This window comes from Mesobacterium hydrothermale, assembly GCF_035818635.1.
Taxonomy (GTDB): domain Bacteria; phylum Pseudomonadota; class Alphaproteobacteria; order Rhodobacterales; family Rhodobacteraceae; genus Mesobacterium_A; species Mesobacterium_A hydrothermale.
In genome coordinates, this window is sequence record NZ_JAYLLH010000013.1 from 24,543 (window position 1) to 37,180 (window position 12,638).

14 protein-coding genes and 1 pseudogene are annotated in these 12,638 nt (G+C 62.0%); 9 read left to right on the forward strand and 6 right to left on the reverse strand.

The window, feature by feature from the left end; translation table 11 throughout:
• Positions 1-37: 37 nt before the first annotated feature.
• The 5 genes from VK792_RS10910 to VK792_RS10930 all read right to left on the reverse strand — a co-directional run bounded on the left by VK792_RS10910 (position 38) and on the right by VK792_RS10930 (position 4,218).
• Complete coding sequence (locus tag VK792_RS10910) at positions 38-1,036, reverse strand: ArsJ-associated glyceraldehyde-3-phosphate dehydrogenase (protein ID WP_326297520.1); 999 nt, start codon at positions 1,034-1,036, stop codon at positions 38-40.
• The gene (locus tag VK792_RS10915; RefSeq protein ID WP_326297521.1) at positions 1,033-1,860 is read right to left on the reverse strand and encodes an arsenate reductase/protein-tyrosine-phosphatase family protein; all 828 of its coding nucleotides are present in this window, start codon (positions 1,858-1,860) and stop codon (positions 1,033-1,035) included. The genes VK792_RS10910 and VK792_RS10915 overlap by 4 nt, the downstream gene beginning before the upstream one ends.
• 66 nt (positions 1,861-1,926) lie before the next feature.
• On the reverse strand, positions 1,927-3,267 hold the full coding sequence (locus VK792_RS10920; RefSeq protein WP_326297522.1) for a sensor histidine kinase: 1,341 nt from the start codon (positions 3,265-3,267) through the stop codon (positions 1,927-1,929).
• Complete coding sequence (locus VK792_RS10925) at positions 3,264-3,923, reverse strand: response regulator transcription factor (protein WP_326297523.1); 660 nt, start codon at positions 3,921-3,923, stop codon at positions 3,264-3,266. Before VK792_RS10925 ends, VK792_RS10920 begins: the two co-directional genes overlap by 4 nt.
• A 1-nt stretch (position 3,924) precedes the next feature.
• Complete coding sequence (locus VK792_RS10930; protein ID WP_326297524.1) at positions 3,925-4,218, reverse strand: PepSY domain-containing protein; 294 nt, start codon at positions 4,216-4,218, stop codon at positions 3,925-3,927.
• Between the two features lie 134 nt (positions 4,219-4,352).
• Here VK792_RS10930 and VK792_RS10935 point away from each other — a divergent pair, with 134 nt between their 5' ends.
• The 6 genes from VK792_RS10935 (at position 4,353) to VK792_RS10960 (ending at position 8,364) form a co-directional block, all read left to right on the forward strand.
• The gene (locus tag VK792_RS10935) at positions 4,353-4,691 is read left to right on the forward strand and encodes a PepSY domain-containing protein (protein ID WP_326297525.1); all 339 of its coding nucleotides are present in this window, start codon (positions 4,353-4,355) and stop codon (positions 4,689-4,691) included.
• Positions 4,691-5,320 (forward strand): cytochrome b/b6 domain-containing protein, encoded by a 630-nt coding sequence (locus VK792_RS10940; RefSeq protein ID WP_326297526.1) that lies wholly within the window; start codon positions 4,691-4,693, stop codon positions 5,318-5,320. The genes VK792_RS10935 and VK792_RS10940 overlap by 1 nt, the downstream gene beginning before the upstream one ends.
• 150 nt (positions 5,321-5,470) lie before the next feature.
• Positions 5,471-5,791: a polyketide synthase gene (locus VK792_RS10945; RefSeq protein ID WP_326297527.1), complete on the forward strand. Its 321-nt coding sequence runs from the start codon at positions 5,471-5,473 to the stop codon at positions 5,789-5,791.
• A gap of 133 nt (positions 5,792-5,924) precedes the next feature.
• Entirely contained in the window at positions 5,925-6,305 is a 381-nt protein-coding gene (locus VK792_RS10950) for a DUF2946 family protein (RefSeq protein WP_326297528.1), read from the forward strand.
• A 51-nt stretch (positions 6,306-6,356) separates the two neighbouring features.
• Positions 6,357-7,064, forward strand: a complete 708-nt coding sequence (locus tag VK792_RS10955) for a Crp/Fnr family transcriptional regulator (protein WP_326297529.1) — start codon at positions 6,357-6,359, stop codon at positions 7,062-7,064.
• A gap of 187 nt (positions 7,065-7,251) precedes the next feature.
• The gene (locus tag VK792_RS10960) at positions 7,252-8,364 is read left to right on the forward strand and encodes a serine/threonine protein kinase (RefSeq protein ID WP_326297530.1); all 1,113 of its coding nucleotides are present in this window, start codon (positions 7,252-7,254) and stop codon (positions 8,362-8,364) included.
• Positions 8,365-8,704: 340 nt separating this feature from the next.
• Here the strand turns inward: VK792_RS10960 and VK792_RS10965 are convergent, their stop codons facing one another.
• On the reverse strand, positions 8,705-9,640 hold the full coding sequence (locus tag VK792_RS10965; protein ID WP_326297531.1) for a LysR family transcriptional regulator: 936 nt from the start codon (positions 9,638-9,640) through the stop codon (positions 8,705-8,707).
• A gap of 357 nt (positions 9,641-9,997) precedes the next feature.
• On the opposite strand from VK792_RS10965, the gene dctP reads away from it, so the two are divergent.
• The 3 genes and pseudogenes from dctP to VK792_RS10980 all read left to right on the forward strand — a co-directional run bounded on the left by dctP (position 9,998) and on the right by VK792_RS10980 (position 12,632).
• Positions 9,998-10,783 (forward strand): TRAP transporter substrate-binding protein DctP, encoded by a 786-nt coding sequence (gene dctP, locus VK792_RS10970; RefSeq protein WP_326297597.1) that lies wholly within the window; start codon positions 9,998-10,000, stop codon positions 10,781-10,783.
• 50 nt (positions 10,784-10,833) lie between these two features.
• Positions 10,834-11,352, forward strand: coding sequence for a TRAP transporter small permease (locus VK792_RS10975; protein ID WP_326297532.1), 519 nt, complete (start codon positions 10,834-10,836; stop codon positions 11,350-11,352).
• 78 nt (positions 11,353-11,430) lie between these two features.
• Positions 11,431-12,632, forward strand: a pseudogene (locus VK792_RS10980) (TRAP transporter large permease).
• Positions 12,633-12,638 lie beyond the last annotated feature (6 nt).

Here is a 12,638-nt window from a genome sequence, read left to right on the forward strand (position 1 = left end):
CATCGAATGTGCATGGGATGTGCCCCCGGTTTTCCGGTCACAAAGACCCGCCCACCATCAGCGCCACATCCACCAGCCGGTGGGCATAGCCCATCTCGTTGTCATACCAGGCATAGACCTTGACCTGCGTGCCATTGACCACCATCGTCGACGGCGCGTCGATGATGCTGGACCGTGTGTCGTTGGTGTAATCGGTCGATACCAGCGGCCGTTCCTCGTAGCCCAGAATGCCCTGCAATTCCCCTTCCGACGCGGCCTTGAACAGCGCGTTGACCTCTGCTGCCGTGGTGGCGCGCTCAACTTCGAACACGCAGTCCGTCAGCGATGCATTCAGCAGCGGTACCCGCACCGCATGGCCGTTCAGGCGACCCGTAAGTTCCGGATAAATCAGCGTAATCGCCGTGGCCGATCCGGTCGTTGTCGGGATCAGAGAGTTCAGTGCAGACCGTGCCCGGCGCAGGTCTTTCGCGGGCCGGTCGACGATGGTCTGGGTGTTGGTCACGTCGTGGATCGTGGTGATCGAACCGTGCTTGATCCCAAGGTTTTCGTGGATCACCTTCACCACCGGCGCAAGGCAGTTGGTGGTGCAGCTTGCGGCGGTGACAATGGTGTGGGCTGTGGGATCATAAGTTCCTGTATTCACACCGTAAACGATATTCGCTGTCGGCCCGTCCTTGACCGGGGCCGACACCACGACCTTTTTCACCCCGGCGGCGAAATAGGGGGCAAGCTTGGCTTCGGACTTGAAGACACCGGTACAGTCGATCACGACGTCAACCCCGTCCAGCGGCAGGTCAGACAGCGTCCGCGTCCCGATGAAGGGCAGGCGGGTGCCGTCGATGGTGACGCTGTCGTCGTCATGGCTGAACGTGGCGTGCCAGCGGCCATGCACGGTGTCGAATTCCAGCAGGTGCGCGTGCATCTCGGGGTCGCCCACCGCATCGTTGATCCAGGCGATTTTCGCGCCGCGGTCCAGCAGCGGTTTCAACGCCAGCTTGCCGATCCGGCCCAGGCCGTTCACTGCGTAAGTGGTCATTTTGAAAGGTCCTTTTCACGGCCGATGTCATCCACGGCGTTTTGCAATGCGATCCGGTCGAGCGACCCGAACGGCAGGGCCGCGAATGCTTCGATCCGGTGTTTCAGCGCGGCATAGGCGGCCTGGAACGCCAGGCTTTTCTCGGCATCCGTGCCGGTGGCCTTGACCGGGTCAGGCACCCCCCAATGGCCGCTGATCGGTTGCCCCGACCAGGCTGCGCATTCCTCGTTCGCGGCCTGGTCGCAGACGGTAAAGACAAAGTCGAACACCGGTGCGCCGGGCTGTGTGAACTCTTGAATATTCTTGGCGCGCAGGGCCGAAGTGTCGAAACCTTTGGATCGCAGCAGATCCACCGCAAAGGGGTTCAGCTCTGATTTTGGCTTTGCCCCTGCGGAATAGACAGTGAACCTGTCGCCGCCCGCATGGCGCAGCAACGTTTCGGCGAATATCGACCGGGCAGAGTTGCCGGTGCAGATGAACAGTACGTTATATTTCAGATCAGTCATGGGTATCGGTCCTTGCGCAGGTGACAGCAGGTCAGGCCGTCCGCGTCCACAGTCGGTGAATAGAAAGTCGAAGGTCTGTCGCACGGTCGTCATGTCGACCGAATAGAGCAGCGATGTCCCCGCTCGTTCCTGGGTGATCAGCCCCACCTGCTGAAGTGCGGACAGGTAGGCAGAGGTCGTACTGGCCTTTTGTCCCAGCACTGCAGCGATTTCACCGGCGGGCAGCCGGTTGGGATAGCGGCGCATCAGCAGCCGGAACAGGGCAAGCCGCTGCGGGTGGCCAAGGGTTGTCAGACGGTCGGGAATCTCTTTTTCCATATTTCATGTAATAATGAAATATGGAAAACCCGTCAACCATGACTTCACGGTTCCCGACAACAGGAATCACGGACGCGGCGCATGTGCTCTGGGCAAGGTTAGGGTCACGATCAAGCCGGGCGTATTGTCCGACAAACCCAGGCATCCGCCCGCAGCTTCTGCGATCTCGGCAGCGATGGACAGGCCAAGACCGGTGCCCGAGGTGTCGGCGCGCGCATGACGATGGACCAGCGCGTCGCGCTGCGCCTCTGGGATTCCCGATCCGTCATCGGCCACGCAGAGCGATACGGTGGCGTTTCCAGGCAGCGCGGAAAACCGCACGCGCGCAGTGGCATGGCGAGCGGCATTTTCAGCGATGGCCCCAAGCGCCTCGGCCAGGTCTGCGTCGTGCAGGGCGACGGCAAGGCCGGGCGGGATATCCTGGTGCCACTCCAGGTCCGCCCCGTCGGGTGTGCGTTTCAGCACTGCGATCAGCCGGTCCGCCACCTGCGCCGGGTCGCAAAGCGCGTCCGCAGCGCGCGCGGCGGTGCGGGTCCGCGCCAGTTCGCGGTCCACAGTCCGGCGCATGGCGCGGGCGATGTCCTCGATTCCGGCGGCCTTGTCCGTGGCGCCGTGCGACCGCAGCCGCTCGGCCTCTCCCATCAGGGCCTGCAACGGGGTTTTCAAGCCGTGCGCCAGATCGGCTGCGCGCGACCGGGCGCGTTCGGTTTCAGCGGCGCGTGCGGTCAGGAGTTCGTCGATTTCCGCGGCGACCGGGCGCACCTCTGCCGGCCAGTCCTGCCCCATGCGGGCGGCCTTGCCGGCCCGCAGCGCAGCCACCCTGTCCCCCAACCCGCGCAACGGGCGCAGGCCGACCGACAACTGCACCCAGCCCGCCGCTATCAGGACGACGGCCAACAGCCCCAGGAACGGCAGAAGTTCGGTGATGAAATCGCGTCGCGCGGCGGCAAGTTCTGCAAGGTCCATCCCCAGGGCGGCGCGCACTGCACCTCCGCCCAGACGGGCGGGCAGGGTGACGGAGCGTTCCAGGACCAGCAGCGTCTGTCCCGGTGGACCCGGCAGCCGATGCAGGTGCACCTGCCCCGTGTTCAGCGTGTCGTCTGGCAGAACCAGCACCACGTCCCACAAAGACCGTGACCGTTCGATGCCCTGCGCACCCTCGATCTGCCAGTAAAGCCCGCCATAAGGCAGGGCAAAGCGTGGATCGGCCGGCGGGCGGGCCAGCGTCAGCCCGTCGGGCCCAAGGTCAAGCCCGGCCAGTACCTGATCCAGATGCACGGTCAGTTCCGCCTCGGCCCGGCGTTCGACATGGGCGGCGAAAAGCTGTGACAGCCCCAGCGCAGCCAGCCCCAGCGCAATCAGAATAGCAAATGCGCCCGCAAGCGCAAGGCGCAGGCGCAGGCTCATGGCTGCTCCAGGAAATACCCGAAGCCGCGCCGCGTCCCGATCACGCCCGGGCCCAGCTTGCGCCGCAACCGGGCAATCACCGCCTCCAGCGCGTTGGCTTCGCGGGCGTCATCGTCGCCATAGAGATGTTCCAGCAATTCCGTCGGCGGTACCGGGCGGTCGCGATATTGCATCAGGTAGGCCAGCAGCCGGTATTCCAGCGCTGTGACCTTGATCGGTACGCCGCGCACGGCAACCCCCATGCGGTTGGTGTCCAGGCTGAGGAGTCCCGCCTCTTGCAACGCGGCGGCATGCCCCCCTGCGCGGCGCACCAAAGCGCGGGCGCGGGCCACCAGTTCTTCCATCCGGAAGGGTTTCGGAAGATAGTCGTCGGCCCCCGCCTCGATCCCTTCGACGCGTTCCTGCCAGGTGCCGCGCGCTGTCAGCACCAGCACCGGCATCGCTCGCCCGTTCGCGCGCCAGCGTTTCAGCACCGCCAGCCCGTCCAGACCCGGCAAGCCAAGGTCCAGCACGACCAGATCATAATCCTCGGTATCGCCCAGAAACCACGCGTCTTCACCGTCCCCGGTGGATTCGACGCGAAAGCCCGCGGCGTTCAGCGCGGCTTCCAGATCGGCAGCGATGCGGGGGTCATCCTCGACGGCAAGGGCTCGCATGTCAGTCGTCCTCGCGCTCGATCTCCAGCACCTGTCCGGTGGCGGCGTCGATCTTGACCTCGTAAAGGCGACCTTCGGGGGAAATCAGTTCCAGTTCATAACGCCACCGGCCACGTTTCTGATCCAGCTCGACGCTGATGACGCGCCCGGGTCGTGTGTCTTCGGCAGCTTGCAGGATCGCGGTCAGGGGCAGGATCTCTCCGGCCTCCAGCGCGTCGCGCGCGCGGTCGTGATCATCGCCATCCGCCCAGGCGGGCGCGGCAAGACAGACAAGAAAGAGAACAGCGCGGATCATGATCACAGTCTTTATCCAAACGAAGCTGACAGCAAGCTGACAGACGCGGTCAGGATGGCGTCAGGCGACTCGGGTCATAACAGCCCTACTGCAGCAAAACGAGCTGCCGAACCAAAACCCAAGGAGACTGACACATGACCCGGACCATTCTTTTCGCCGCCACGCTGACCACTGCTGCAAGCCTGTTCGCCCTGGGCGCCAATGCCCAATCGACCGGGACGCCGCAGATGACCGTGGCGCAGATCGCATCCATGCTGGCCGAGCAGGGCTATACGGTGCGCGAGATCGAACTGGAGCGCGGCCGCTTTGATGTCGAAATGATCGACGCCAAAGGCATGAAGGTCGAAGCGTACCTGGATGCCGCGACCGGCGAAGTCCTTCCCTACGCCGACGATGACGACAGCGAAGACGACGATGATGATCGCGGCGGCAAAGGCGACCGTGATCGTGACGGCGGCCGGGATGACGACTGATGTCGCGGGCTGACGCCAATGGTCTGGTGCAGGTCTGGGACCCCTTGATCCGCATCGGCCATTGGGTGCTGGTGGTGGCATTTGCCACCGCCTACCTGACCGAAGGCGAACCGGAATGGCTGCACGCCTATGCCGGGTACACCATCGCCGCGGTTGTGGCGGGGCGGGTGATCTGGGGATTTGTCGGTCCACGCCGGGCCCGGTTCACCGATTTCGTGACCGGACCGAAACGGGTGGTCGACTATTTGCGTGGGCTGGCCACGGGGCGGTCCACACGCCACATCGGCCATAGCCCGGCCGGCGGCGCGATGACGGTGGCGCTGCTGATCATGCTGGCGCTGACCACGCTGACCGGCATGGCGACGCTGGCGGTGGACGAGGGCCGCGGCCCGCTGGCGGGGATTGTCGCGGAACACAGTCTGCCCGCGGGTGTCTATTCGGACGACAGTCACGCGATCCGCGGCGACAGCGACGGCGAAGACGGTCTGAAAGACCTTCACGAACTCGCCGCGAATGCGACGCTTGCCCTGGTTTTCCTGCACCTTGCCGGGGTGATCGTCGCCAGCCTGGCACATCGTGAAAACCTTGTGCGGGCGATGATCAACGGGCGCAAACGCGCGTTCGAATGATCATCGGGCACCGGGCAGACTGCCATGCCCGGTGCCGTTCTGACAGGTGGTCACTTCGCCACACGGATTCGCGTTTGTGAATGCGACTGTCCATGGTATCGGTTTCCTGAAATGATGCAGGCGCGCTGGATATTGGCCCTCAGGGTCTTGATGATGATGCTTGTTGTCGCGCTGGCGACGACGGGCTTTTCGCATCGTTTCACCGCGTCCTCTGATCAGCAGGCACAGCGTTACGCGGCGAGTTTCGGGTTGGATGCCTCTGCCATCTGCGGCGGGGGATCGGAAGGCACCGCTGACCACGGCTGTGACGCCTGCCGGCTGCATGCGGCGATGGCGTTGTCCGATCCGGCGATCGTCACCACCGCACTGGTCCTGTCACTGACGCCGGTCGCCTGGGCTGACGCCCGGCCTGCCCGTGCCGCCACATCGCACGATGCCACGCCGCCCGTGCGCGGCCCGCCACAGGTCTGAGTTTCCCGAACCCTTCGTGAAAACTCCCCGATCTGTTTCGGGGTCCGGCTTGTAGAGATCTGCGTGAGCAACCGACCGTCTGTCCCGGCCCGTCCGGCATTCCCTGGCATCCGCCTGCGGTGATGCGCTGACCATGCGCCTTGTCGCCCAAATCGTCCTGCGTGCATTGTTGATCGTCGCAGTGCTTGGCCTGGCCACCGTGCCGGACGGGATGATGCGTGCGCAAGGGCCGGATGGATTCAAGCTGGTGTTGTGCACCGAAAACGGCACGCAAGAGGTTTGGCTGACCGCCGACGGTACAGTTGTGCCCGCTGACGACGACAGCACAGAACACACCAAGCGCCCGCATTGCGTGCAAGTTGCGCTGGGTCAGGCCGATGCCCCGCCCTGCGACGTGGTGCCGGTGCGCGCCGTACTGCGGCCCGCCGTCCTGGCAACACCCGATCACCAGACCCCGCGCCCGCAACTGTACCGCGCCGCGGCGCGGGTGCGCGCGCCTCCTGTCCCGGTCTGAGCCGGGGCCGATCCGGCCCCCGACTTTCAGATCAAGGACAAGGAGCGCGAGATGAACGCGATCAACCAAACCTGGCTCGACAAGGATGCAGAGATCCTCGAAGGCCCCAGACCTGCCCTGTTTCGGGGGCTGTCCGTGCAGGACATGGACAGGCTTTACGATGCCTGCCAGACAGAAACCTATGTCGATGGGCAAACCGTGCGCCGCCCGCAGATGCTGGGCCTGGTCGAAGAGGGTGCCTTGCGCGAAGACATGGACACCGACGGCGTTCCGCGTCTGTTCGCGCTGACGTTCCGTGGCGAGCTTGTGGCGCCGCATGGCCCGCGCACACAGGCGACGCGGGTGCACGCAATGGGTGAAACGCGGTTGCTGACCTGCGAAAGCGGCACGTTTTCGGATTTATGTGTAACGATACCCCGGCTGCGACTGAACGTGCTGCAATTGATGCATGACCAACTGGATGCTGCGCGGAACTGGCACCTGCTGCTGGGCCGCAAGACCGCGGCAGAGCGGATGGCGTCGCTTTTGTACGATGTCTATCGTCGGCAGGGTTGCCCGGACGAAATCGCCTTTGGGCTCAGCCGGGCCGAGATCGGCCAGATGCTGGGACTGACGCTGGAGACCGCGTCCCGCCAGTTGCGCGCGCTTCAGAAGGCCGAGATCGTCAGCCTGCCGTCGCGCGGAACGGTCTGCGTTCTGGAGCCGCAGCGCCTGCTTCTTGCCACTGGCGACATGTCCGAACAGCGTCGCGCGGCCTGATCCGGGGCAACCCTGCCCAGTTTTGGGTGGGGCGCCGATCGCAAAGGGCGTCGGAAAGATCGGAATCCGCGTCGTTTCCCGTTCGCGTCCCTGAAGAACTGTCTGTATCTGTGGTCTCACCTTGCGTGACGGTGGCCGGCAGACCGGTGCGTGCCGTCAGACGCACACCACATGCAATGAGACCGGAATGACCAAGACTATCGTCAACAGCTGGAATGAATGGGACCCGTTGAAACATGTGATCGTGGGCCGCGCCGACGATTGCCATATCCCGCCCGCGGAACCCGCGCTGGATGCCAAGGTGCCTGAGGACAGCGACATGCGCGGCCAGTGGGGCCGCCGTCCGCAGGACACCATCGACCGCGCCAACGAACTGCTCGACACATTCGCCGCCCAACTGGAAGCCCGTGGTATCTGTGTCGACCGGCCAACGCCGATCGACCATTCGAAACCCGTCACCACGCCGGATTTCCATACTGACAGCCAATTTGGCTGCATGCCGCCGCGCGACGTTCTGCTGACCGTCGGGAACGAGATCCTCGAGGCGACGATGTCCTATCGCTGCCGGTGGTTCGAATACCTGAACTATCGTCCCCTGATGCAGAAATACTGGGAAGAAGACCCGAATTTCCGGCACGAAGCCGCGCCCAAGCCACGCCTGACCGATGCGGATTATCACCCCGACTACCTGTCCGAAAAGATCGGCGTGGAAAAGCGCCTGCAGTGGGCCGCCGAAAAGTTTTTCGTCACAACCGAGGAAGAGCCGTTGTTCGACGCGGCAGACGTGCTGCGGTTCGGACGGGACCTTGTGGTGCAGCACGGGTTTACCACGAACCTCAAGGGTATCGAGTGGCTTCGCCGTCATTTCCCGGATCACCGGGTGCATGCGGTAAACTTTCCCGGGGACCCGTATCCGATCCACATCGACGCAACCTTTACGCCGCTGCGCCCGGGACTGATCCTGAACAATCCGCAGCGCCGCCTGCCGGAAGAGCAGCGCAAGATGTTCAACGACAACGGCTGGGAAATCGTCGATGCGGCGCAGCCATCGCACAACCAGCCGCCGCCACTGTGCTATTCGTCGGTCTGGCTGTCGATGAATGTGCTGGTGCTGGATCCCAAGACCGTCTGCGTCGAGAAATCCGAGGTCTGGCAGGCAGAGCAGATGGACAAGCTGGGTATGGAGGTGGTCGAGGTCGATCTGCGCGATGCCTATGCCTTTGGCGGCGGCCTGCATTGCAGCACCGCCGATGTCTATCGCGAAGGCACCTGCGAGGACTATTTCCCGAACCTGTCCTGATCACCGGGACGCGGGCGCTGCTTTGCCGGCGTCCGCGTCGGGATTCGTACCCTGCACCGCGACGAACTTGATTGGTTCGTCGTCCGCTATTGGCGCCTGCGAAGGCGGTGGCGACATGACCACCCATCCGCAATCCCAGCCAGCTGAATGCAAGTGGTCGGACGCGATGAGTCTGTACCTTCAAGGCGGGAACAGTCGGCTGCATCAGGGGCGGGGCGAACTACATCCCGCACGAATGTGTCCGGCTGTGTGACCTGGTGCAGCCAGAGCACATCGCTGGCGCAATGGCAAAAAGCTGCTGCACTCGTTTTCGCACATGGGGGAAAGCGACCAATTCAGCCTACAAAAGCTCGGCCGGCCAGGTTTTTGAAACAATGAGATGTCTCACCACGGTCAGCATTTCGTACTGGACGCGTTTCAGAAGGTACGAGTCCGCTTTTTCCTTGCGAAGCGCCAGACACACTGTGCGCTCGAAAACCGGATCGACGATTGGCAACGCGATGAGTCTGCCATCGACCAATTCGGGCATAACCGCAGATCGTGCAAGTACGGCAGCACCAACACCGCGCTCGATTTGCTGTATCAACTGGTGGCCGGCATCGACCTCAAGCCTGATGTTCAGTTTCAATCCTCGGTTTGCAGCAACCGCCTCGACGCCCGTCCGCAGGCCATGTCGTCGGCTGGGTGCGATCAATGGAAGGCCTGCAAGGTCCTTCAGCCCAAGTTGCCTGGGCAATGTCTGAGCTTGCTCGGGGTGGCAGATCAGGAACAACCGCTCGGTCGCCAGTTCCGTGATCTCAAGGGTTGCGTCCGATTTCCTGTCGAAGACGAAGCCGAAATCGATCTCGTCATTGGCAAGCCACCCTTCCAGATAACCAGAGAAGGCCTCTGCCACGGTCAGTTCAACATTTGGCAGGGCAGTATTCACAGCCTCGATCAAAGGCGTTGTCAGCACGGCTGAAACCGAAGGCGGCAAGCCGATAGAGACCGCACCAGAGGGCGATCCCTCCCATGCGGTGACTTCTGCAATCGCGTCGACAACCAGAGCATTCAGTTTTCGCGAGTATTTCAGAAGGATCTCCCCCTGTTCAGTGGGATGCACCCCTCTGGAATGTCGGCGCAGAAGCTTTGCCCCCATGACGTCCTCAAGTCTTTGCATCCGTTGGGTAATTGCGGATTGCCCGGTGTTCAGTTCCTGCGCGGCCCGGGTCAGGTTGCCGTGCTCGCACACCACTGCGAAGTCGTGAAGAAGGGGTATGTCTTTGGATTTCAGCATGACATCATATAGTTTAATGTCTGTACTGCATATTCATTATTTCAACAGATTTCAACGAGCCTCTAAGGTCGCCAGCAGCATCATGCAAACTCCGTATGCTTGCGGAAGACTGGGAGGAACACGTGAAACACATCATGAAAACAGCACTGACAACTGTGGCCGCAATGTGCACCGCAGCGGCTTCATGGGCCACGGACTACAAACTCGACATCTCGCTTGATACCGGGGCCGAGCCATATCCGGAACGAGTCCATCATGAAATTTGCCGACGAACTGACGGCACGCTCGGAAGGCAAGCTGGAAGTGCGCGTGTTCCACGCAGCATCGCAGTAAAAAGGCGCCAACGTCCCGACCGCCCTGGCGCAAGGCGCGCTGGACATGGGGGCGCCTTTGCACCAGCATTTTTCAAAAATCATTCCCGAAGCGGGCACCGTCCTTCTTCCGCTGTTCTATGGCGCAACGCCGGACGAGATCCACGCCGTATGGGACGGCCCGGCTGGCGACGCACTGAACGCCATGATCGAAAAGAAACTGCGCGTCAAAGTCATCGGGCGCTGGTTCGACCTAGGCTATGGCACCGTGTTCACCACACAAAAACAGCTGAACGTGCCTGAAGACATGGACGGCATGAAAATGCGTGTCCCGGGTGGTGCGGCAAACATGCAGCGCTACAGCACCTTCGGTGCGAACCCTGTTTCGATCCCACTCTCGGACGTTCCGCAAGCGCTTCAGCGCGGGACAGTGGACGGCATCTGTTCGACGCAAGAGACCGTGCGCTCGGCAAAGCTTTGGGAAAGTGGCATTTCCTACGCCTTCGAAGACCGCCAGGCCTATCTCCAGTATGTTCCCATGATCAGCCTGGCCGCGTGGAACAAGTATCCCGAGGATATCCAGACCATGATCGTTGACACATGGGAAGACATGATCGACGACGTGCGTTCCGTCGCAATGGACCGTCAGATGGCGGCGCGTCAAATCGGTGCCGAGAACGGCGTGACCACCATCGATCCCGCGCCCGAAGACCTTGCTCGCATGCGCGACAAGCTGATGGCTGGTCAGGCCCAAGTTGTGGATGAACTTGGCATCGCTCTGACTTCATTGCCCTGGTTCAGGCAGAACTGGCCAAGCTTCGCTAACACCTGACGACGGGGCGGCCATTTCTGCCCCGTCGCTTTCTGGAACGGACGGCCCCGATGATGACTTTCGCCAACCGGATCACGCAATTCGCTCGGATCGTTTCCGGCATCATCGGCCTCGCCGCTCTGTTGCTGCTGTGCTTCGAGGTTGTTGCGCGGTATTTCGCACCGCACATTCTGCCCGATTGGGGCAGCGAGGTGGTCATATACCTGACAGTCTGGGCCATGTTCCTGGTGGTGGGTGAGTTGGCCCTGAGTGGCGGGCATGTCCACGCGGATTTTGTTGTCGACCGACTGAACCCAAAGCCAAAATGGGCGTTTGGGTTGCTCGCCTCTTTCGTCGGTCTGGTCTTTTCGGTCCTGTTCCTTTGGTACGGATACGAGGTCGTCGATTTCGCCCACATGATCGGGGAAGAGTGCGACAGTTCGCTGCGTTTCCCGAAGTGGATCTACTACCTCGCGCTGCCGACCGGTATGGCGCTGCAATGCCTGGGCTACGCCGTTCGTATCTGGGCCGAAGTTACCGAGCCCGGCTCGATGACCAGTGAGTCTCATCTTCCGGCGTTGGAGGACTGACCCGTGGAATTCACGCTCGTCGGCATCGCGTTGCTTGTTTCGCTCGCACTTGGCATCCCGATTTACGCGGTGCATGGCATGCTGGCCGTGGTCATGTTTGCCATCGAAGGCACGCCTTTGATCGCAGTTGCCCAGATCTACGTCGATCACCTGAATTCGATCACGCTTCTGGCAATTCCGTTCTTCATCATCTCGGCCACGTTCATGCAAAAGGGGGAATCGCTCAGGCGCTGGTGAACTGGGCCAATGCCTGGGTCGGGCGGTTCACCGGTGGTCTGGCGATCGTCTGCGTGACCGCGACGACGGTGTTCGCCGCAATCTCGGGGTCTTCGGTCGCTACGGCTGTGGCAATGGGCCTGATCCTTGTTCCTGCGATGCTTGAGCAGAAGTATGATCGCCCCTTTGCCGTCGGCCTCGTCGGTGCGTCGGGGACATTGGGTATCCTTATCCCGCCAAGCCTCGCCTTCATCGTCTACGCCATCATCGCGGAACAATCCGTCCCGCGCCTTTTTCTGGCCGGTGTGATCCCGGGCCTGATGCAGGCGGCCCTGTTCATCGCCTATTCAGTGTGGGTTGCCAAACGCCGCAACTATCCGCGCGTGCCGCCCTTGCCGCGCGAAGACTTCATCCGCGTGAATGTCCAGGCAATCCCGGCACTGTTGGTCCCGACCATCATCCTGGGCGGCATCTATAGCGGAATCGTGACGGTCTCGGAGGCCGCTGGCGCCGCGGCACTGGTCTCGATCCTTGTCAGTGTCTTCTACTACCGCGGATGCGGCGTGCGTGACGTGATCCCGATCATCGGGGAAAGCATGCGCTCGACCATGTCCATCGTCATGATCATCATCACCGCGCTTGCCTTTGGCCATTGGCTGACAAAATCCGGTGCGCCACAGGATCTGGCTGACTGGATTGTGGCGATGGATCTGGAGGCCTGGCAGTTCCTGATCATCATCAACATCTTCTTTCTCATTCTGGGAACCTTCCTCGAAGTGTTCGCGATCATGCTGATCACCCTGCCGATCATCCTGCCTTTGCTGGGGCCGCTTGGGATTGATCCGATCCACTTTGCAGTTCTCATGACGATCAACATGGAGCTGGCCCTGCTGACGCCGCCGATCGGATTGAACATTTTTGTGCTGAGTTCGATCACCAAGACGCCGGTTGCAGAAACCGTAAAAGGGGTGCTGCCGTTCATGGCCCTCCTGCTCATTCTGCTGATCCTGGTGACGTATGTTCCCGCCATCAGCCTGTGGCTGCCCAATCTGGTTTACGGATAGGAGACC